Here is a 19769-nt window from a genome sequence, read left to right as displayed (position 1 = left end):
GGGCCCGAGCCGCTGCATGCTGCAACAGCTCGTGCAGCGCCGATCAGAGGCGCTGATGGAGGGCGACGAAGGCTTCGGCGAAACGGGCGAGATCGGCCGTTGCCTCGGCCGGCATTTCGACCTTGACCGTTGTGCCGTCCTCGCTGAGCAGCACGAATACGATGGCGCCGCTCGCGCCGATCGGCATGTGAACTGCCGCGATCTTTTGCGATCCCTCGACAAGTCCCGAAGCAGGCAGATCGAACAGGAAGGCGCCGTTGACGGATTCGACCGCCTGGCGGACGCTTTCGGCAAAGCCGTTGGTGGCAGGCTGGACACTGTCGAGCGCCATCTCGAACTCGATCAGGTCGAGCGCATAGGAATTGACTGGTTTCGGCAATATAACCGGCTCCGCCGGACGTGCGACGTTGTCCATCGATCGTTCCCCTGACTGCAGACTACGGAAGACCCAAGCCCCGGAATTAACGCCCTTCAAGCTCAATAGTTTCGGCCAAGAATGGCTTATCTGTGGCATCTGACAGGGGAATCTCCTGTAGCCGTGCTTACCCCGGCGGGCGAATTCCGATAGACGGTGAGCCATCAGCAAGCGCGGACCGGTCCATGGCAGTCAGGTATGAACGCCCTTATTCTCACAGCGCGGCATGGGCGAGCCGCATCGGGCTTCTGGCGGTCCTCCTGTTTCTCTTCGCCGCGATCGGACAACGCCTCGGGACGATCGAGACGCCGAACTTCGTTGCCATCGCGTTGACGGCGGTCGCGTTTGCGTTCGTCGCGCTCGTCCTTGGCGTGGCCGGGCTTTCGAGCCTCTGGATTTCCGGCGCGAAGGGCGGACGCTCCGCCTTCTGGGGCTTGATGCTGGGGCTGTGTCTCGTCGTCCCGTTCGGTCTTGCGGTGATGCTCTATGTGCAAAAGCCGCGCCTCCACGATATCTCGACCGACGTCATCTCGCCGCCGGCGTTGCTCGTCGAACCGGCCGTCGACCGCGGTTGGCTCGGCCAGCCGCAGGCGCTTGGCGCGCAAGCGCGCGAGAGGCAGCGCGAGGCCTATCCCGAATTGACGGGCCGGCGTTACGAAGGCGCGATCGATCGGGTGCTTGCCGCCGTGCAAACCGTGACCGAGGCGCGGGGTATCGCGATTGTCGAGACTGAGGGCGTGGCGCCCGCGCCGCCGCCCATCGAGCCCTTGCCCGATACGCCGGAGATCGCCGAAGGAACGGTGCCGCCGCCGGCCGATCCGTTCGATTTCGACCCACCGGTCCCAGTCGCCGCCCCGCGCGGACCCGTTGCGCCGGATCAGGGAGATGGCCCGACGCGTGCCGTCCTGCAAGGCGAGGCATCAAGCCCGTTATTGGGGCTGAAATCGGATGTGGTGATCCGCCTGATCGAAGAGGAGGAAACGACGTTCGTCGACATGCGGTCGGTCTCGCGATACGGCGATCACGATCTTGGGCTCAATGCCTGGCTGATCCAGCGCTTTCTCAGAGAATTGGACGCGCAGCTTCTCGGCGTCGCGTCGCAATGACGGTCGCCGATCCGGCTGGTCGTCAGGCCGGCGCGAAACGCCCGTCGATGGCTGGCGCTCCGTCCGTGACGATCTGACCGCGCCCGACCAGGTCTTCCAGATGGGCGAGCACGGAGAGCCCGGCAGCGCCATGCAAGCGAGGATCGGTGTCGCGGTAGATCGCGGCCACCATGTCCGCAATGGTGCGATCACCCTTCTCGATCCGGTCGACGATCGCCCGTTCGCGCATCCGCCGGTGCGTCTTCAATCCGCGCAGGAAGCGTGCCGGCTCGCGCACCGGTCCGCCATGGCCCGGCAAGAACATGTGATCGTCACGCTCCATCAGCCGATCGAGCGATGTCATGTAGTCCGACATCGCTCCGTCCGGCGGCGCGACGATCGATGTCGCCCACGCCATGACGTGGTCGGCGGAAAAGACGATGCCAGTGCCCGTAAGTGCAAAGGCGCAGTGATTGGCGGTGTGGCCTGGCGTGTGGATCGCAACGAGTTCCCATCCGTCGCCCGGCACCACGGCGCCGTCGGCGAGCGCAAGGTCGGGCACGAATTCGACATCCGAGGCTTCTTTCAGCGGATTGACCTCTCCCACATGCAGCGGTCTGGCCGCGCGGTGGGGTCCCTCGGCGACGACGACGGCCCCGGTCTCGGCCGCAAGCCGGCGAGCCAGCGGCGAGTGATCGCGATGCGTATGGCTGACGGCGATATGGCTCACGGGCCGGCCGGCGATGGCCTTGAGCAATGCCTGATAATGCTCTTCGATTTCCGGCCCCGGATCGATCACCGCGACATGGTCCGTACCGACGATGTAGCTGTTGGTGCCATGGAAGGTCAGCGGCCCGCTATTCGGTGCGGTGACCCGCACGACGTTAGGGGCAACGGGCACGGCCTCACCGTGAGCGGGCTCGAACGTCGTATCAAATCTGATCGCCACCGCCGCCTTGTCCTCTTGTCGTCCACGGTCCAGGGTCGGGACCCTAGCAGCCGTCGACCAGCGGTAACAGGCAAAGCCGCACTCCAGAATAACTTTTCGAGCCCATCGGCAACTACGCAATAAATTCTCTCGGCCGGACCGGGCAGTCGCTATAGCTTCGCGCCAAATTCGAGGAGGGACCGCAGGGCAATCAAAGGCCTCGCGGCCCTCTTTGGTGGTTCAATGCCTTCAAGCATATGGATACGTCAGCATGACCCTGCCCCTATCGCATCTGCAGCGCCTCGAGGCGGAAGCCATCCACATCTTCCGGGAAGTGGCGGCGACGTTCTCGCGGCCGGTAATGCTGTATTCGGTGGGCAAGGACTCCTCCGTCATGCTGCATCTGGCGATGAAGGCGTTTTATCCGGCCAAGCCGCCATTCCCCTTTCTGCATGTGGATACGACCTGGAAGTTCAGGCAGATGATCGCCTTTCGCGACCAGATGGCCGACGAACTCGGCTTCGATCTCCACGTCCACATTAACAAGGATGGCGTTGAACAGGGGATCAATCCGTTCGTTCACGGCTCGAACACGCACACCCACGTGATGAAGACGCTTTCCCTGCGCCAGGCGCTGGATGCCGGGCGCTACGATGCCGCTTTCGGCGGCGCGCGCCGGGACGAGGAAAAGAGCCGGGCCAAGGAGCGGATCTTCTCGTTCCGCAATGCCAGCCACGCCTGGGACCCAAAGGGCCAGCGCCCGGAGATGTGGAAGATCTACAACACGCGCGTCGGACAGGGCGAGTCGATCCGCGTCTTCCCGCTGTCCAACTGGACCGAACTCGACATCTGGCAGTACATCCTGGCCGAAAGCATCCCGATCGTTCCGCTCTATTTCGCGGCAAAGCGGCCCGTGGTCGAGCGGGACGGCATGCTGATCATGGTCGATGACGAGCGCATGCAACTGAAGCCCGGCGAAAGGATCGAGGAGAAGATGGTCCGATTCCGCACGCTTGGCTGCTACCCGCTGACGGGTGCGATCGAAAGCGAGGCGGACGATCTGCCCGGCATCATCCGCGAGATGCTGATTGCCCGCACTTCCGAACGCCAGGGCCGTCTGATCGACCGCGACGAGGCGGGATCAATGGAAAAAAAGAAGCGTGAGGGCTATTTCTGATGCGCGCCGCCACCAGCACTGCTCTTCAGGTCGAAGACGACACCATCGAGGACGTCGCCGATTATTTGACGGCGCAGGAGCGCAAGTCCTTCCTTCGGTTCCTGACCTGCGGCTCCGTCGATGACGGCAAGTCCACCCTGATCGGCCGGTTGCTCTACGACACCAAGCTGATTTTCGAGGACCAGTTGGCGGCCCTCGAGCGCGATTCCCGCAAGCACGGCACGACCGGCGAGGACATCGATTTCGCGTTGCTCGTCGACGGACTTGAAGCCGAACGCGAACAGGGCATAACCATCGACGTCGCCTATCGCTTCTTCGCTACCGACAAGCGCAAGTTCATCGTCGCCGACACGCCGGGCCACGAACAGTATACCCGCAACATGGCCACCGGCGCCTCGACTGCCGATCTTGCCATCGTGCTGGTCGACGCGCGCCAGGGGATTTTGACCCAGACGCGCCGTCATACCTATATCGCTTCGCTGCTGGGCATCCGCCACATCGTCGTGGCGATCAACAAGATCGACCTCGTCGATTTCTCCGAAAGCACCTTTGCCGAGATTTCTGACGCCTATCTCGATTTTGCCCGCGACCTCGGCTTCCACTCCATCGTCGCGATACCGCTTTCGGCCCGATACGGCGACAACGTGACGGCGCCCTCCGAGCGCACCCCCTGGTATCGCGGTCCGGCTCTGCTGGAGCATCTGGAGACCGTCGAGGCAGGCGATGACGACGTCGACAGAGCATTCCGCTTTCCTGTCCAGTATGTCAGTCGTCCGAACCTCGATTTCCGCGGTTTCGCCGGCCAGGTGGCGAGCGGTGCGATCCGTGTGGGCGATGAAGTCGTGGTTGCCAAGTCGGGCGTGCGCTCGCGGGTCCGGCGCATCGTCACGCGCGACGGCGATCTTGAGACCGTGCGCGAGGGGCAGAGCGTGACCATCGTTCTGGAAGACGAGGTCGACTGCTCGCGTGGCGACATGCTGGTTCCCGTCGATTCTCTTCCGGCTGTCGCAGACCGGTTCGACGCACGCATCGTGTGGTTCGCGGAAAAGCCGCTGGAGGCCGGACGGCAGTACATCCTGCGCACCGAGACCGACCAGACGCCGGTGACTGTTACGGCGTTGCGCCATCGTATCGGCATCAACGATTTCGAGGCGCGGCCGGCAGATGAACTCGAGATCAACGCGGTCGGCGTCGTCGATCTCGCCGCGCAGCAGCCGATCGCCTTCGATCCTTACGAGACCAATCGCCAGACCGGCGCCTTTATTCTGATCGACCGGATTTCCAACCAGACTGTCGGTGCCGGCATGATCGGCGCGGCAAGCGCTCCATCGCGCGACACCGGCGCCGGGGAGGTTTCTCAGAAGGAACGTGCGACGATCAAGCACCAGAAGCCGGCCATTCTCTGGCTGACCGGTCTTTCCGGCTCGGGTAAATCGACGCTCGCCAAGATTTTGGAGCGCCGGCTGCACACGCTCGGCCTGCACACTTACGTGCTCGATGGCGCCAACACCCGTCACGGCATCAATAAGGGCCTCGGCTTCACGCCTGAGGATCGGCTGGAAGAAGCCCATCGCGTTGCCAATGTGGCGCGCCTCATGGCCGATGCGGGTCTCGTCGTCATTGTTTCGTTCATCTCGCCATTCCGCGCCGAACGGCAACTGGCCCGGGACATTGCCGGCGACAATGCCTTTCTGGAGGTGCATGTGGACGCCACCTTCGAGGATTGCGCCCGGCGCGATCCGAAGGGCTTCTACCGCATGGCGCTGGAAGGGCAGTTGAAGAACTTCACAGGTGTCGACGAACCTTATGAGGCACCAGACGCGCCCGACATCCATCTCGACGTGGCCGGCAAGACACCGGAGGCGCTGGCTCTTGAGGTCGAGGCTGTATTGAAGGCCAAGTCGCTCCTTTGAATCGGTGGCCGGCGTGCGCAGCGCCGGACGCCGACTTGTCATGAGGCGGGAATTTTCACCGGACGGCATTGATTTTCGTGTCGATCCGGGTAAACCGACGCCAAGCAAGCGGGCATCGCGCCCGCATGGCCTATGGGGCGTAGCCAAGCGGTAAGGCAGCGGTTTTTGGTACCGCCATGCGCTGGTTCGAATCCAGCCGCCCCAGCCAGTTCTTCTTCCTCATTCAGCCTGATTTCAGCGGTGTGGCGCGCCCGTCGTCGTCGCCCGACTCGCCCACTTCGCCGACTTCCTTTTCGACCAGCGAACTGAGGCGCTGATAGATGCCGAGGCCGACGATCAGCGTGACGCCGGTGAACAGCAGGATCGTCGGATAGATCATGGTGCGCACATCTTCCTTGTTGGCTTCGAAGACGGCGACAATGGCCTCCAGGAAAACGGCGATGGCGATCGTCGACAGAAACTTCGTCAGACTGTGACGCGCCTCGCGCGCATGACGAAGCTCGCGCGCCTTGATCACCTCTTCCTCGAACAGGTACTTGCCGACATCGAAGACGGCGATCGCGATCACCGTATAGCCGACTGCGTCGAGCAGCGCTGGCCCGATGGTCTCGTCGGGATTGAGCGACACGCGATAGATTTCCGTGCCGCCGTAGAAGATGAGGGAAGCGGCCAGCAGGATCAGCATGATGCTGGCGACGAAGAAAGCCGCGCGGGTGAAGATGTCGAAAAGACGCATTGCCATGACGAACCGAAAATCCCCTGATGCTCTCGTCTAGCGCGGATCGCCATCACCGTCATCAGCCAATCATCGCTCGAGGCGGTTTTCCGAATGCGCGGCGCGAAGCGCGTTCCCCACAAATTTCCGCTTGAATCGTTCCGGACGAACCGCTAGGGAAACCGGGCCTTCGGGCCAGGTCGGAGTGTAGCGCAGCTTGGTAGCGCACCTCGTTCGGGACGAGGGGGTCGCAGGTTCAAATCCTGCCACTCCGACCATTTCTCAAAAATATCCGCTCTTTTTCATCTGTTGGTGATTCGGTCGAATCACCTGCTTTGCTCCTGTGACCGGGCCGCGCTGCACAGCTTTCTCGCCTCGTCGGCGAAAACGCTGTCGGGATGGCGGGCGAGAAAAAGCTCGCAGCGTTCGGCGCTCGGGCTCGCGCGTAAGGCCTCGAACTCCTCGCGCACCGCTTCAACGGGAGGACGAGCGGGCTGCGCTGTAGCGGGGGCGGATTTGTGATCTTTTTTCATCATCTTGTCCGCTCCTGATCGTGTGACGCATGCATCGGCGATGCCGATCGAAAGGCACGCCATGAGTGCAAGCGTGAGCAACCTGAACAAGAAACGCTCCTCCTATAGCAACTCTGAGATTCTCGTCTTGGAAACCTTGTGTACACCTTATTGCTGCGACAATACGACTGTTTAGCAACTTCCACCTTGCCTCTCGGGTTTCCTCGCTTATGGTGGCCCTGCTTCGAGGCGTTGGGGGCGATGAGGGGCATTTCATGTGCGATAGCTGTGCAGCTTTTGTCGGTCCTGAGCAGAGCCAGTTTCATGCCGGTGCGGCCAATCTGGCGCCGGTCGAATATTCGGGCAGTGCCAATATCGACGGACTGCTTTCCACCTACAAGTGGGGACAGCTCGATCTCACCTACAGTTTTCCCACCAGCCGGAAACTCTATCCGGAGGGCTACTCGGACCTTTACGAGCACACCAGCCAGTTCGCCGTCCCGACGGATGCGATGCAGGATGCGTTCCGCGTCGCCCTCAACGAACAGTTCGCTGCCGTCACGCCGCTGACTTTCACGGAACTGGCCGGATCCACCGCCGTCAGCGACGTGAATATCGCGATTGCGCATTCCGGCGCGCCGCAGACGGCCTGGGCCTATTATCCGGGATACGGCAGCGGCGATCTTTATCTCGAACGCCCGGTCGACGGCGACATCTGGCTCGGACACGAGGCCGATTTCTCCGCGCCGAAGCGCGGCGACTATGCCTGGTTCGTGGCAACCCACGAAATGGGCCACGCCCTCGGCCTCAAGCATGGGCACCAGATCGAATATACCAATGCGGAGGTCCTCGACCCTGCCCGTGATTCCCATGAATTCTCGCTGATGACCTACCGCTCGTATATCGGGCATGACGCGGGCGCGGCGACGAACGAGGAATTCGGTTTCGCACAGTCGCTGATGATGTACGACATCGCCGCGCTGCAAGCGATCTACGGGGCGAATTTTCAGACCCGGTCCGGCGACACCACCTACACCTTTTCACCTCAGACGGGCGAAATGTTCATCGACGGGGTCGGGCAGGGCGCGCCGGGTGGTGGCGCCGGCGGCAGCGCGAACCGCCTGTTCCTCACGATCTGGGACGGCGGCGGTGGGGATACCTACGATTTTTCCGCCTACACCGGCGATCAGGACATCGACCTGTCGCCAGGCGGCTGGTCGCTGGTCTCGGCCGTCCAACAGGCCAATCTCGGCGACGGCAATTTTGCGCGCGGCAATGTCTTCAACGCGCTGCAGTTCGCGGGCGACGCACGCTCCCTGATCGAAAACGCGATTGCCGGCTCCGGTGATGACTGGCTGGTCGGCAACGCAGCCGACAACCACCTTCAGGGCATGGCGGGCGACGACAGCCTTTATGGCGGTCTCGGCGACGACGTTCTCGATGGCGGAGCCGGAACCGATGTCGCGATCTTCGAAGGACGATTGTCCGGCCATCGTCTTGAGGAAACGGACGAGGGTCTGTTCCTCGTCGACGTCAATACGGTCGATGGCGACTATGGCCGCAATCAGCTCGTCAATATCGAGCAGTTGCACTTCATCGGCGACGGCCGCGTCTACGACGTCGACAGCCTCGAGGTGCTCGATTCGGTCGGCGAAACGTTCGACGGAACGGCGGGCGACGATATCTTCGTCTCCATGCCGGGCGACATGATCGTCAACGGCGGCGCCGGCAACGACGTCATCTACTATTCGAGCGTGCGCGATGATTTCGACGCGCGGCTCTTTCCCGACGGGACACTGGAGATCGCCAAGCCGGACGGCAGCCTCGATCGGCTGTTTTCGGTGGAGAAGGTCGCCTTCAGCGACGGGGCGCTGGTCCTCGACGTGGAGGGCCAGTACGGCGATGCGGCCTATCGCCTTTATGGCGGTGCATTCGATCGCACGCCCGACGAAGACGGCTTGCGCTATTGGGCCGAGGAGATCGATGGCGCCATCGCCCTGGAGCAGGCCGCGGAAAGCTTCCTCGTCTCGGACGAGTTCAATGCGCTCTACGGAACCTCGATCTCCGACAGCGAGTTCATCGAGCAGCTCTACACCAATGTATTGTCGCGGCCGGGAGAGGCTGCGGGCCTCGTCTACTGGAACCAGCAGCTTGCTTCCGGCACGCATGACCGAGCCAGCGTGCTTTTGAACTTCACGCAGCTTGCCGAGTATGTCGGCAACTCGATGCCAGACATCGAGAACGGCTATTGGGTCGTTTGAGGCGAAAACTCTCCTGACTGCCGACAAAGCCCGCCCGGAGAGGCGGGCTTTGTTGTATTCGTCCCTTGGCTGGGCGCCGGCAAACCACTACGTGTCTTTCAGTCGCGGACAATGCAGAGAGACGGGAATGGCGGACGTAACCAAGAGCGAGGTTCTGACACGGCTGAAGCAGGTGAAGGGGCCTGACGGCACCGGCGACATCGTGGCACTCGGCCTCGTCTCCGACGTTTTTATCGCTGGAGAGAAAGTGTTCTTCTCGATCAGTGTGCCGGCCGACCGCGCACGCGAGCTCGAACCGCTGCGCGAGGCCGCGGAACAGGCCGTCAAGGCGATCGATGGCGTTTCCGCGGCGATGGTCGCGCTGACGGCGGAGAAGAAGGCCGGTGCGCCCGCGCCCAAGCCCGCGCCATCAGCTGCGCCCGAAAAGCCCGCGGCGCGAGGCAAGTCCGACGTGCCGGGGATCGGCGCGATCATCGCGGTCGCATCGGGCAAGGGCGGCGTCGGCAAATCCACAACCTCGGTCAATCTGGCACTTGCCCTTCAGTCGCTCGGACTGAAGGTCGGCATTCTCGACGCCGACATCTATGGCCCTTCCATGCCGCGGCTCCTCCACATTCACGGCCGGCCGAAAACGGTGAATGGACGGACCATGCTGCCGATGGAGGCCTATGGCTTGAAGGTGATGTCGATCGGTTTCCTGGTCGAGGAGGAGACGCCGATGATCTGGCGCGGCCCGATGGTCATCTCGGCGCTGACGCAGATGCTGCGCGAGGTGCAATGGGGAGAGCTCGACGTTCTGATCGTCGACATGCCGCCCGGCACCGGCGACGCGCAGCTGACGATGGCGCAGCAGGTGCCGCTGGCTGGCGCGGTGATCGTCTCCACGCCGCAGGACCTCGCCCTGATCGATGCGCGCAAGGGCCTCAACATGTTCCGCAAGGTCGACGTGCCGCTGCTCGGCCTCGTGGAAAACATGAGCTACTTCGTCTGCCCGGACTGCGGCGGGACGCATGACATCTTTGGACGCGGCGGCGCGGAAAAAGAAGCCGGCCGGATTGGCATCCCCTTCCTCGGCGCCGTGCCGCTGCACATGGATATCCGCGCGACATCGGATGCGGGAACACCCGTGACCGTCAGTGAACCGGATGGACCGCACGCCAAGATCTATCGCGAGATCGCGCAAAAGGTCTGGAGCGAGCACGAGGCCAATGCCGCCGCGCGGAAAGGCCCGGCTATCGTCTTCGAATAGCGCGCACGACGCTTAAGCATCGGCCTTTTCCATGCATACTGCGCGCGGTTGATGATTGCGTGATCGGTAGAGGGAGGGTGCGACATGGGACGAGGCAACTGCTGCGTTGAAGAAAAGTGCACGGCGCGATGCTGAGCGCGGAGCATGTAGTGGTCGCAGGTGGTGCGTCCGGCATTGGATATGCCACTGTCGAGGCGCTGCTGGATGGCGGCGCCAGCGTGACGGTGCTCGATGCCAGCGGCGAAGCGGTGGCCGAGGCTGAGGACCGGCTGGACGGCGAGGACGTTCTTTGCCTTCAGGTCGACGTGACCGACGAGGATGAAGTCGCGGATGCATTCTCTGCCGCCAGCGAACGGTCCGGACCGGTGACGGCGCTCGTCAACGCTGCCGACATGCGCTACGTGGCGCCATTCGAGGACACCAGTGCTGAACGGTTCCGACAGATCGTCGACGTCAATCTCGTCGGCGCCTTCATCACCTGCCAGGCTGCGCTCGACCACATGGGCGACCGCCTGACCATCGTCAACGTTTCGTCCATTTCCGGCCTGCGCGGCAATGCGCGCCATGCCGCCTATGGGGCCGCCAAGGCCGGCCTTGTTTCGCTCAGCCAGGCGCTCGCCGTGGAACTGGGAAGCAGCGGAATTCGCGTCAACGTGGTGGCCGCCGGCGCAATGAACGCCGAGCCGGGTGCGCCGGGCCCCGGCAGCGAGCGCGAATTGTGGGCCGAGCGGATTCCACAGCACCGGTTCGGCCAGCCCGACGAGGTTGCCGCGGCAATCCTGTTTTTGCTGTCGCCGCAGGCCGCCTACATCAACGGGCAGGTCCTGGCCGTCGATGGCGGCTTCGCACAGGCGGGCCTGATGCGGTGAGGGCGATCAGTCCGGCAGCAGATTGAACTGGCCGAAGGCCGGTATCTTGATGCCGACGCGACGGATGTCGATGCCGGCCACGAGACCCATGAAATGGACCTCGATGCCGCTGCGCCAGCCTGCCGAAAACCCGAGCATGCCATAGAGCGTGGCGTGGATATCGCGCCAGTCGTCCGACACGGCCAGAAACCGGCCGCCGGAAAGGTAGTCGCGCCCCACCGCATTGGGTGGCAAAGAAAGGTCGAGTTCCGGCACCTCCCGCAGCACATGCGCGACGAAGGTATTGGAGTTCGGGCCGGGATAGAGGCGATAGCCGTTCACGTCACGGCCATCATGCGGATAGGTATCGATCGCATCTTCAATCGCGGGGATCAGTGTCTCTGCGGCCTTTCCATGGGTGCTGCCGACGACGACCGGGCGGTTGGAATACCAGAAGGCGTCGGCAGGATAGGCATTGGTGCGGATCGGGCTGCCCCAGCCGACCTTGTCGTAACGCTGATAGCTGCGCTCACCCTCGCGTTTCGTGACGATCCAGGAATGGGTGGCAAAGGCACCCTTCATCCCGCCGGTGCGGGCCGCCATGATGTAGACGGCTGCTTCGGGGACCGTTTCGGGCGGCGGCAGCACTTCGCTCGTCGTCCAGACGGCCTGCCGCCAGGATGCCGGCCGGTCGACGCTTGCCCACCACCCGGCGCAGGCGAGCGCCGGCGCGATGAAGACAATCAGCATGGTGACGGCAAGACGTTGAAGATGGCGCGCCAGCCGACCCCTTTCCAGGGCCGGTGGTTCGGCCGCCGTTTCGTAATGTTGCATCAGACGTGTCAAAACCCTATCAGACGGACCGAACCCATCATCAGCATAAGGCGAATTCATGTCCAATCCGGTTCTGGTCGAGGTCACGCGCGGCACCAAGGTCGAAAGCCGGCACCGCGGCGCGGTCGTTGCTGTGGACGGGGCAGGCAAGGTCGTCTTCTCGGCAGGCGATGTCGAGGCACCGGTATTTCCGCGATCCGCCGTGAAGGCGATGCAGGCCCTTCCGCTGATGGAAAGCGGCGCGGCCGACGCCTACGGCTTCGGCAACCGCGAACTGGCGCTGGCATGCGCCTCCCACTCGGGCGAGGAGGCGCATGTCGATCTGGCCGGTCGGATGCTGGCGGCAGCGGGCCAAGGCGCCGGGGTGCTGGAATGCGGCTGCCACTGGCCGTTCGACCAGCATGTGCTGATCGAGCAGGTGCGCTCGGGAATCGAGCCGACACCATTGCACAACAACTGCTCGGGCAAGCATGCCGGCTTTGTCTGCACGGCGGTTCATGCCGGCATCGATCCGAAAGGCTATGTCGGCCACGACCACGCGATCCAGAAGGAAATCCGCGGCGTCATGGAAGCACTGACCGGCAGGCCGCTCGATCACGAGATCTGCGGGACGGATGGCTGCGCGATCCCGACCTATGCGGTGCCGCTGCGCAATATCGCCCACGGATTTGCCCGCATGACGACGGGAGAGGGTCTTGATGGGTCTCGCGCCAAGGCCTCGCGCCGGCTGATGGAGGCCTGCATGGCCGAACCTTTCTACGTTTCGGGCAGCCGTCGCGCCTGCCTGAAGCTGATGGAGGCCGCGCCGGGCAAGGTGTTCGCCAAGACCGGCGCAGAGGGCGTCTTCTGCGCGGCGCTGCCCGAGAAGGGGATTGCGATCGCCCTGAAATGCGACGATGGCGCGACGCGAGGCGCTGAAGCCATGGTGGCCGCTATCCTCGCCAAACTGGGCGGCGAGAGCGTGCGCGAGCCCCTGTCAAAGCTCGCCGGAAAGACGCTGAAGAACTGGAACGGAACGCCGGTGGGTGAAATCCGCGTCGCCGATGTGCTGGCAGCTTGAACCGACGTTTCAGGCGGTGCGGTTGCCCTTGACGGTGAGATGCGCATGGCGATTATCGCCCGATGTCAGGTCGGCGGTCGCCGGCTCCCCCCAGCGGAAACCGACGACCGCGCCCCCTGAGGCCCCTTGAATGACGTTGTCGGCGATCAGCGCTTGCTGCGCATCCTCGACAACGCTGACGGCAACGCCGACCGGAACATCACGCACTATGTTGCCGGTCACGGAGACGTTGCGCAGATAGGGCCCCCAGCCCACCATGATTCCCCAATCCGACACCGCTTCGATGACATTGCCGGTGATGACCGTATCGGCCTCGGCGGCGATGCCGAGCTTCGGCTCGTCGGGGGAATAGGGAAGCGGCGCGGCAATGTTGCGAATGACGTTGTTCGCAACGGTGGCGAGCCGCCCCCCTTCATTGAAGTTGGCGATCGAAATGCCCTTGGCCGCCCCGTCGATGAGATTGGACGCGACGATCGCGCCTTCGAACGAAAATTCCGAGTAGAGCGCCGTTTCGCCGGAGTTGAGGCACTGATTGCCGACGATCTGAACGTTGGAGCCGGAATTTGAGCGGATGGCGGAGAAGGCGCAGTCTGTGATGTGGTTGTTGGCGACCATGACATTGGCGGCGCGAAAGACGTTTATACCGTTGCCGTTCTGGCCGGTGCCGCCGTCGGACGCGCCGATCCGCTCGATCCGGTTGCCGGTGACGATGGAGTTGTCGGGGCCGGTTTGCCAGCGATGGATCAAAATGCCGCCATTGGCGCAGTCGAGGACATGATTGTCGGTCACGGAAAGACCGGTGGATTCGACCGCGTAGAGCCCGACCCCTGCCGCACCGGACAGGCGGGAGCGGGTGATCCGTCCGCCGCAGCGCTCAAGCGCGACCGCATTGCCGAAGCTCCCGATCAACTCGCAATCGTCGATGTCGAGCCGCTCGACGCCCCGCAGATCCACCATGCCGCCGGTCTCCTCCGCCAGCCACCGGTTGGCCCCGTCAACGACGAGGCCGCTGAGGCTCGCTGTGCCTGCGCTGTTTGAGAACAGCATGCGGCCATGGCCGGAATAGACGAGACGCGATGCGCCGGGGACTCCCATGAGCCGCGCACCGTCCGCCAGTTCGAGATCGGAAACGAAATAGGTGCCGGGCGGCAGGAAGAGCGGCTTTCCTGCAGCGGCGGCACGCGCCAGCAGGCGTGTGATCATGGCGCCCTGATCGTCGGCCGCGCCAGCTCGAACGCCATCGCTCGTGGCATCGATCGCGCCGCGAAGGTCGACGATGGTAAACGGCTCGCGGGCGCGGGCCGGCAGCGACGCGAAAGCCGCGCTGCTCCCGATCGCTGCCAGGAATGATCGCCGTGCCAACATGGTAACGCCTTTCTTGCTGTCGTTCATGCAGCAAGCGGCGTGCCAGTTGAAACCGTATCGTTATGGGACAGGGTGTATGCGGATCAGGTGTCCATAGCGACGACGTGATCCTGAAAGAAACGCCTCGCTCCGTCTTCGTCGATGTCGCCCGCGGCAACGGCGAGGACGAATTGGTAGAGCCGCGCGTCATCTGTCTCCAGCACGAACCCATTGCTCATGAGAAACACGCCGGCGCTGACGATGGCGATACGCTTGTTGCCATCTATGAAGGCGTGGTTCTTGGCCAATCCGAACAGGTAAGCCGCCGCAAGTTCGCACACATCGTTGCAGCCGTAAGATGCTTTATTCTCCGCGCGAGCCAGCGCGGACTCCAGCGCCCCCTCATCACGAAGGCCCTGCGCCCCGCCATGGCGTCGCAACTGTTCGCGGTGCATCTCCTCAACGAGTTGGCGCGAAAGAAAGCGCCAAGTCATTCTGCCAGCTTCTTAAGCGCGACCTTGTATCGATCCATGAACTGGCGAGCGAGTTCCATTTTTTCGGCGAAATCATCTTCGGACGTTCGGAGATAAATCTGACCATTCTCCTCCGTCAGTTCCAGCGTGTCACCGGACTTCAGACCGTGGCGGTCGAGGACCTCCTTGGGCAGGATGATGCCTTCCGAATTGCCGATCTTGCGCACCTGGACGTTCATGGCTGCATCTCCTAGATTATAACGTGAGTTATAACATAGGACGTCATGGCGTCAATCGCAACTCACGCAGCGATATCCGGTCGCTTGCGTATGGCGTCGATCAGTTCGACGGCGGCCTCGGCGATGACCGTTCCGGGCGGGAATATCGCATCCGCCCCGGCCTTGTGCAAAGCCTCAAAATCTTGCGGAGGGATCACACCGCCTACCGCGATCAGGATGCCGTCGCCGCCTTTTTTGGCAAGGGCTTCCTTCAGTTCGGGAACAAGGGTGAGATGGCCCGCCGCCAGCGACGAGGCGCCGACGATGTGAACGCCCTCGGAAACTGCCAGCGCGGCCACCTCGTCCGGCGTCTGGAACATCGCACCGACAACTACCTCGAAACCGAGATCGCCGAATGCGGTGGCGATGACCTTCTGTCCGCGATCATGGCCGTCCTGTCCCATCTTGGCGACGAGAATGCGTGGCGCCGTTCCGACCGTCTGGCGAAAATCCTCGACGGCCATCACGGCTTTTTCGAATGCCGTGTTCTCCTTCCCCATCTCCTTGCGATAGACGCCGGAGATGGTGCGAATATCGGCGACGTGGCGGCCGAACGCCTTTTCGAGCGCCATGGAGATTTCGCCCACCGTCGCCCGCGCGCGCGCGGCCTCGACGGCGAAAGCGAGGAGATTTCCTTCGCCGGACTGGGCTGCATTCTGCAGGGCGGCGAGCGCGGTCTCGGCTGAGGAAACGTTTCGTGTTCCTTTCAACTGCTGAAGCTTGGCAAGTTGACGGGCGCGCACCTCCGCATTGTCGACCTTGAGCACGTCGACCTCGACTTCCTCATGCGGGCGGTAGCTGTTGACGCCGACGACGGCCTGTTCGCCGCTGTCGATTCGCGCCTGCGTGCGGGCAGCGGCCTCTTCGATTCTCAACTTCGGGATGCCGGCTTCGATGGCGCGGGCCATGCCGCCCAATTCCTCGACCTCTTCGATATGCGCAAGCGCACGGGCGGCGAGGTCGTGCGTCAGCCGTTCCACGTAGTGCGAGCCGCCCCACGGATCGATGAGACGCGTGGTCCCGGATTCGGCTTGCAGGATGAGTTGGGTATTGCGGGCAATGCGGGCCGAGTGGTCGGTCGGCAGCGCCAGCGCCTCGTCGAAAGCATTTGTGTGCAGGGACTGGGTATGGCCTTGGGTCGCCGCCATCGCCTCGACCATGGTGCGCATGATGTTGTTCATTGGATCCTGCGCGGTCAGCGACCACCCCGACGTCTGGCAGTGCGTCCTCAGCGACAGCGAGCGGGGATCATTCGGCGCAAAATTTTTCTGCATGAGCGCCGCCCAGATGAGCCGCGCGGCACGCATCTTGGCGACCTCCATGAAGAAGTTCATCCCAATCGCCCAGAAGAAGGAAAGCCGGGGGGCGAACGCGTCGATATCCTGACCAGCCGCAACGCCTGCCCGGGCATATTCGATGCCATCTGCGATCGTGTATGCCAACTCCAGATCCGCCGTCGCTCCTGCCTCCTGCATGTGATAGCCGGAAATCGAGATCGAATTGAACTTCGGCATCTTCTCGGCCGTGTAGGCGAAGATGTCGGAAACGATGCGCATAGAAGGTTTGGGCGGATAGATGTAGGTGTTGCGGACCATGAACTCCTTGAGGATGTCGTTCTGTATGGTTCCGGCCAGCTTTTCGGCCGGCACGCCCTGTTCCTCGCCGGCCACGATGTAGAGCGCCATGATCGGCAGCACCGCACCGTTCATGGTCATGGAAACCGTCATCTCGTCGAGCGGAATGCCGTCGAAGAGCTGTTGCATGTCGAGAATGGAATCGATCGCCACGCCAGCCATGCCGACATCGCCGGCGACGCGGGGATGATCGCTGTCATAACCCCGATGGGTGGCGAGGTCGAAGGCGATGGATAGCCCCTTCTGCCCCGCCGAAAGATTGCGCCGATAGAAGGCGTTGGATTCTTCGGCCGTTGAGAAGCCGGCATACTGGCGGATCGTCCAGGGTTTCTGGACGTACATCGTGGGGTAGGGGCCGCGGATGAACGGTGCGATGCCGGGCCAGGTGTCGAGGTGGCCGAGCCCCTCGGTATCGTCCGACGAATAGCGCCGCGCAACGTCGATGCCTTCCGGCGTTTGCCAACTGGATGCCTGGTTTGGCACCGGCACCGGGTCGGCGTGCTGCCAGGCGATGCGGGTGAAATCGGGAATGCGGCTCATGCGGCGTTCTCCTTGGCGAAGGCCTCATCAAGCTGGATGGGGGCAAGCCCCGTTTGCGACGCGCTAACTGCCGCGGCGTTCCGCTCCTGCAGCAGGGACACGGCGCGTTCGTTGGCGGCCCGATAGAGGGTGGTGCCGATCATGGTGCGCTGGCCGGATGCGATGGCCTCGTCGCGCTCGCGCCGCATCTGTGCGATCCGCGCCGTCATCGCGCCATCGGCGATGCTCCGCAGGAGGCCGCCCTCGCTCTCGACCTGACGGAACATGTCCCAGGCCCGCTCCGCGAGCGCCTCGCTCAGCTGTTCGATCCCACCGGCACCGGCTGCCGGGTCCAGAACATGCGCAAGATGGCTTTCGTCGATCAATACGGTTTGCGTGTTGCGGGCGATGCGCCGGGCGAAGCGATCGGGCAGGCCGAGGCCCATCGTGTGCGGCAGAACGGAGATGGAGTCGGCGCCGGCCACACCTGCCGCGAAGACCGCGATCGTGTTGCGCAGAATATTCGTTTCGGGATCGCGCCGGGTGAGCATGCGAAACGACGTTTCGGCGTGCAGGTGTGCCGCGAATGGTTCGCCGATGCCGACAGCATCCAGCATGTGCGCGTGCAGCCGGCGCATGGCCCGGAACTTGGCGATGGTGAGGAATTGATCCTGATCCGCCGCGAGAGCGAACTCTGTCGCTGCCAGTGCCGATTCCGGGTCGATCCCGCATTTTTCCGCCAGGCGCAGGCCTTCGGCGGCGGCGGCCAGAGCGAAGGCCAGTTCCTGGGCTTCGCTGGCGCCTGCGTTGTGGGCAACCCGGCCGTCCGCCCGCAATACGGTGCAAGCAATGTCGAGATCGAAGGCTCGCGTGACATCGGACGAAGCGTCGGCGTGGCCGTTCTCATGCAGCGGGAAGCCGAAATCGATATGGGCGTCGAATGCGTCGCCTGCCGACTCCATCGCGGCAACGACGTCGGCGAATGTCGACATTGCCGTCTCGAACCTGACCTCGCGTACGCTCGCGGCGCTTTGCAGATGTGCGTCGATGTCGCCGACGGGTGTGCCGAATCCATAGGCCGAGGATGCACCCGAAAGGCAGATATCCACACCGGAAGCGCCGCCCTCGATGTCGGCGGACAGCTGGGCGGCAGCGCGCTCGCGCTGCGGGTCGTCGACTCGCTGAGAGACCGTCCATGGGGATTCCGGCTGCGAGCGGGCATGAACCACGCCGTCGGCTCGCCGCGCCGCGATCGGTCCGTAGCGGATTCCGTCGTCGCTGGTCGAGACGAGCGTCTGGTCGAACGACGCTCCCTTGAGCGCCTTGTCCACCAGAGCCCGCCAATCGGCTTCGCTGGCAGGAGCAAAAGTGGTGTTGTCGAGCAAGTCGGCTTTCATTTGTCGTCCTTCGGCCGGTCCGCGCGGACTTTATGTGGGCCGCTGCCCGGGTGCAACGCCGGATGGCCCCGGACACGGCACCGGGTGCAGGAATCGGGTGGCGGTATTTGGGATGGCAGGTCAGAGAGTTGGGCTTGTCTGCCTGCTTGAGGAAGTCTTCAGAATGACTGGTGTTCGTGTCCCACCTGGCATCTCAAGGACGATGGGTCCGCTGGAATGGGGCATGATCGGCCTCTTGTCCGTGCTTTGGGGCGGATCGTTCTTCTTCGTCGGGGTGGCGGTGAAAGAGCTCTCCACCTTGACGATCGTGCTGTGCCGCGTCGGACTGGCGGCAGCGGCGCTTTGGATTTGGGTAGCCCTCAGCCGTCGACCTTTGCCGAAACGCGTCTCCGTGTGGATGGCCTTCGTCGGGATGGGGGTGCTGAACAATGTCGTGCCCTTCACCTTGATGGTCTGGGGCCAGCAGACGATCGCATCGGGTCTGGCCTCGATCCTCAATGCGACCACGCCGCTCTTTACCGTGGTCGTGGCAGGCCTGTTTCTGGCTGACGAGACGTGGAGCTGGCGGAAGATGGCGGGGGTTCTGGTGGGCCTTGCAGGTGTCGCCGTGATGATCGGCCTTGAGGTCCTCAGCGGACTGTCCCATGCGGTGGCGGCGCAATGCGCGGTTCTTGCCGGCGCGTTGTCCTATGCTCTGGCGGGTGTCTTCGGTCGCCGCTTTGCGCGGTGGGGCGTCGATCCCGTCATCACCGCCGCCGGTCAGGTCACGGCGTCGACGCTGATCCTTGCGCCGGTCGCGCTCATGTCGCTGGCCGGCGCCAAGCTGGCTTTGCCGTCGGGCGCGGTCGTGGCCGCGCTGCTCGGCCTGTCGCTGTTGTCGACCGCCGCCGCCTACGTTCTCTATTTCACGGTGCTTGCCCGGGCCGGAGCGACCAATCTTCTGCTCGTCACGTTTCTCATTCCCGTCTCGGCCATTCTTCTTGGCGTCATCTTTCTCGAAGAGCGCCTGGAATGGGCACATGCCGGCGGCATGATGCTGATCGGACTCGGGCTGATCCTGATCGACGGAAGGCTGATCGCACGCTTTCGGCAAAAGCGTGCGATCCGGGTTTGACTGAAAAACGGGG

General features: G+C 63.3%; 18 protein-coding genes and 2 tRNA genes. 10 read left to right on the top strand and 10 right to left on the bottom strand.

Annotated elements, in window-relative coordinates:
• Positions 1 to 43: 43 nt before the first annotated feature.
• Positions 44 to 415: a hypothetical protein gene (locus CN673_RS05055; RefSeq protein ID WP_099865171.1), complete on the bottom strand. Its 372-nt coding sequence runs from the start codon at positions 413 to 415 to the stop codon at positions 44 to 46.
• A 185-nt stretch (positions 416 to 600) separates the two neighbouring features.
• On the opposite strand from CN673_RS05055, the gene CN673_RS05050 reads away from it, so the two are divergent.
• Positions 601 to 1521 (top strand): DUF1499 domain-containing protein, encoded by a 921-nt coding sequence (locus CN673_RS05050; protein ID WP_099865170.1) that lies wholly within the window; start codon positions 601 to 603, stop codon positions 1519 to 1521.
• Between the two features lie 22 nt (positions 1522 to 1543).
• Here the strand turns inward: CN673_RS05050 and CN673_RS05045 are convergent, their stop codons facing one another.
• On the bottom strand, positions 1544 to 2449 hold the full coding sequence (locus CN673_RS05045) for an MBL fold metallo-hydrolase (RefSeq protein ID WP_099865169.1): 906 nt from the start codon (positions 2447 to 2449) through the stop codon (positions 1544 to 1546).
• Positions 2450 to 2699: 250 nt separating this feature from the next.
• On the opposite strand from CN673_RS05045, the gene cysD reads away from it, so the two are divergent.
• The 3 genes from cysD (at position 2700) to CN673_RS05030 (ending at position 5726) form a co-directional block, all read left to right on the top strand.
• A complete protein-coding gene (gene cysD / locus CN673_RS05040) occupies positions 2700 to 3605 on the top strand; it encodes a sulfate adenylyltransferase subunit CysD (RefSeq protein ID WP_099865168.1) in 906 nt (301 codons plus the stop codon).
• A complete protein-coding gene (cysN, locus tag CN673_RS05035; protein ID WP_099865167.1) occupies positions 3605 to 5518 on the top strand; it encodes a sulfate adenylyltransferase subunit CysN in 1914 nt (637 codons plus the stop codon). Before cysD ends, cysN begins: the two co-directional genes overlap by 1 nt.
• Before the next feature lie 133 nt (positions 5519 to 5651).
• A tRNA-Gln gene (locus tag CN673_RS05030) sits at positions 5652 to 5726 on the top strand.
• A 15-nt stretch (positions 5727 to 5741) separates the two neighbouring features.
• Here the strand turns inward: CN673_RS05030 and CN673_RS05025 are convergent.
• Positions 5742 to 6260, bottom strand: a complete 519-nt coding sequence (locus CN673_RS05025; RefSeq protein WP_099865166.1) for a GNAT family acetyltransferase — start codon at positions 6258 to 6260, stop codon at positions 5742 to 5744.
• A gap of 174 nt (positions 6261 to 6434) precedes the next feature.
• Here CN673_RS05025 and CN673_RS05020 point away from each other — a divergent pair.
• Positions 6435 to 6511: transfer RNA gene (locus CN673_RS05020), tRNA-Pro, on the top strand.
• A gap of 48 nt (positions 6512 to 6559) precedes the next feature.
• On the opposite strand, the gene CN673_RS05015 is transcribed toward CN673_RS05020, so the two are convergent.
• The gene (locus CN673_RS05015; protein WP_099865165.1) at positions 6560 to 6856 is read right to left on the bottom strand and encodes a hypothetical protein; all 297 of its coding nucleotides are present in this window, start codon (positions 6854 to 6856) and stop codon (positions 6560 to 6562) included.
• A gap of 164 nt (positions 6857 to 7020) precedes the next feature.
• Here CN673_RS05015 and CN673_RS05010 point away from each other — a divergent pair, with 164 nt between their 5' ends.
• From CN673_RS05010 to CN673_RS05000, 3 genes are all read left to right on the top strand, one after another.
• On the top strand, positions 7021 to 9006 hold the full coding sequence (locus tag CN673_RS05010; protein ID WP_198585899.1) for a DUF4214 domain-containing protein: 1986 nt from the start codon (positions 7021 to 7023) through the stop codon (positions 9004 to 9006).
• A gap of 127 nt (positions 9007 to 9133) precedes the next feature.
• Complete coding sequence (apbC, locus tag CN673_RS05005; RefSeq protein ID WP_099865163.1) at positions 9134 to 10255, top strand: iron-sulfur cluster carrier protein ApbC; 1122 nt, start codon at positions 9134 to 9136, stop codon at positions 10253 to 10255.
• A gap of 128 nt (positions 10256 to 10383) precedes the next feature.
• Entirely contained in the window at positions 10384 to 11124 is a 741-nt protein-coding gene (locus CN673_RS05000; protein WP_099865162.1) for an SDR family NAD(P)-dependent oxidoreductase, read from the top strand.
• 6 nt (positions 11125 to 11130) lie between these two features.
• On the opposite strand, the gene CN673_RS04995 is transcribed toward CN673_RS05000, so the two are convergent.
• Positions 11131 to 11853, bottom strand: coding sequence for a DUF3750 domain-containing protein (locus CN673_RS04995; RefSeq protein ID WP_370853011.1), 723 nt, complete (start codon positions 11851 to 11853; stop codon positions 11131 to 11133).
• 142 nt (positions 11854 to 11995) lie between these two features.
• On the opposite strand from CN673_RS04995, the gene CN673_RS04990 reads away from it, so the two are divergent.
• The gene (locus CN673_RS04990) at positions 11996 to 12997 is read left to right on the top strand and encodes an asparaginase (protein WP_099865160.1); all 1002 of its coding nucleotides are present in this window, start codon (positions 11996 to 11998) and stop codon (positions 12995 to 12997) included.
• A 9-nt stretch (positions 12998 to 13006) separates the two neighbouring features.
• Here the strand turns inward: CN673_RS04990 and CN673_RS04985 are convergent, their stop codons facing one another.
• From CN673_RS04985 to CN673_RS04965, 5 genes are all read right to left on the bottom strand, one after another.
• Positions 13007 to 14362, bottom strand: a complete 1356-nt coding sequence (locus CN673_RS04985) for a TIGR03808 family TAT-translocated repetitive protein (RefSeq protein ID WP_099865595.1) — start codon at positions 14360 to 14362, stop codon at positions 13007 to 13009.
• 83 nt (positions 14363 to 14445) lie between these two features.
• Positions 14446 to 14835 (bottom strand): type II toxin-antitoxin system death-on-curing family toxin, encoded by a 390-nt coding sequence (locus tag CN673_RS04980; RefSeq protein WP_099865159.1) that lies wholly within the window; start codon positions 14833 to 14835, stop codon positions 14446 to 14448.
• Positions 14832 to 15053 carry an AbrB/MazE/SpoVT family DNA-binding domain-containing protein gene (locus CN673_RS04975; protein WP_099865158.1) on the bottom strand — a complete coding sequence of 74 codons (222 nt, stop codon included), beginning with the start codon at positions 15051 to 15053 and terminating at the stop codon, positions 14832 to 14834. Before CN673_RS04975 ends, CN673_RS04980 begins: the two co-directional genes overlap by 4 nt.
• Positions 15054 to 15115: 62 nt before the next feature.
• Complete coding sequence (scpA, locus tag CN673_RS04970; RefSeq protein ID WP_099865157.1) at positions 15116 to 17266, bottom strand: methylmalonyl-CoA mutase; 2151 nt, start codon at positions 17264 to 17266, stop codon at positions 15116 to 15118.
• Entirely contained in the window at positions 17263 to 18642 is a 1380-nt protein-coding gene (locus CN673_RS04965; RefSeq protein WP_099865156.1) for a methylmalonyl-CoA mutase family protein, read from the bottom strand. The genes scpA and CN673_RS04965 overlap by 4 nt, the downstream gene beginning before the upstream one ends.
• A gap of 163 nt (positions 18643 to 18805) precedes the next feature.
• Between CN673_RS04965 and CN673_RS04960 the strand changes: the two genes are divergently transcribed.
• Entirely contained in the window at positions 18806 to 19756 is a 951-nt protein-coding gene (locus CN673_RS04960) for a DMT family transporter (RefSeq protein ID WP_245409791.1), read from the top strand.
• Positions 19757 to 19769: the final 13 nt, after the last annotated feature.

It is taken from the genome of Neopararhizobium haloflavum (assembly GCF_002750855.1).
Taxonomy (GTDB): Bacteria; Pseudomonadota; Alphaproteobacteria; order Rhizobiales; family Rhizobiaceae; genus Georhizobium; species Georhizobium haloflavum.
This window is presented reverse-complemented; position numbering and strand designations above follow the sequence as displayed.

Bases quoted from the DNA above. Each gene is read 5' to 3' on its own strand.
- CN673_RS05055 (WP_099865171.1), bottom strand. From the start codon at position 415: ATGGACAACGTCGCACGTCCGGCGGAGCCGGTTATATTGCCGAAACCA.
- CN673_RS05050 (WP_099865170.1), top strand. From the start codon at position 601: ATGGCAGTCAGGTATGAACGCCCTTATTCTCACAGCGCGGCATGGGCG.
- cysD (WP_099865168.1), top strand. From the start codon at position 2,700: ATGACCCTGCCCCTATCGCATCTGCAGCGCCTCGAGGCGGAAGCCATC.
- cysN (WP_099865167.1), top strand. From the start codon at position 3,605: ATGCGCGCCGCCACCAGCACTGCTCTTCAGGTCGAAGACGACACCATC.
- CN673_RS05025 (WP_099865166.1), bottom strand. From the start codon at position 6,260: ATGGCAATGCGTCTTTTCGACATCTTCACCCGCGCGGCTTTCTTCGTC.
- CN673_RS05010 (WP_198585899.1), top strand. From the start codon at position 7,021: ATGTGCGATAGCTGTGCAGCTTTTGTCGGTCCTGAGCAGAGCCAGTTT.
- apbC (WP_099865163.1), top strand. From the start codon at position 9,134: ATGGCGGACGTAACCAAGAGCGAGGTTCTGACACGGCTGAAGCAGGTG.
- CN673_RS05000 (WP_099865162.1), top strand. From the start codon at position 10,384: ATGCTGAGCGCGGAGCATGTAGTGGTCGCAGGTGGTGCGTCCGGCATT.
- CN673_RS04995 (WP_370853011.1), bottom strand. From the start codon at position 11,853: ATGCTGATTGTCTTCATCGCGCCGGCGCTCGCCTGCGCCGGGTGGTGG.
- CN673_RS04990 (WP_099865160.1), top strand. From the start codon at position 11,996: ATGTCCAATCCGGTTCTGGTCGAGGTCACGCGCGGCACCAAGGTCGAA.
- CN673_RS04985 (WP_099865595.1), bottom strand. From the start codon at position 14,362: ATGTTGGCACGGCGATCATTCCTGGCAGCGATCGGGAGCAGCGCGGCT.
- CN673_RS04980 (WP_099865159.1), bottom strand. From the start codon at position 14,835: ATGACTTGGCGCTTTCTTTCGCGCCAACTCGTTGAGGAGATGCACCGC.
- CN673_RS04975 (WP_099865158.1), bottom strand. From the start codon at position 15,053: ATGAACGTCCAGGTGCGCAAGATCGGCAATTCGGAAGGCATCATCCTG.
- scpA (WP_099865157.1), bottom strand. From the start codon at position 17,266: ATGAGCCGCATTCCCGATTTCACCCGCATCGCCTGGCAGCACGCCGAC.
- CN673_RS04965 (WP_099865156.1), bottom strand. From the start codon at position 18,642: ATGAAAGCCGACTTGCTCGACAACACCACTTTTGCTCCTGCCAGCGAA.
- CN673_RS04960 (WP_245409791.1), top strand. From the start codon at position 18,806: ATGACTGGTGTTCGTGTCCCACCTGGCATCTCAAGGACGATGGGTCCG.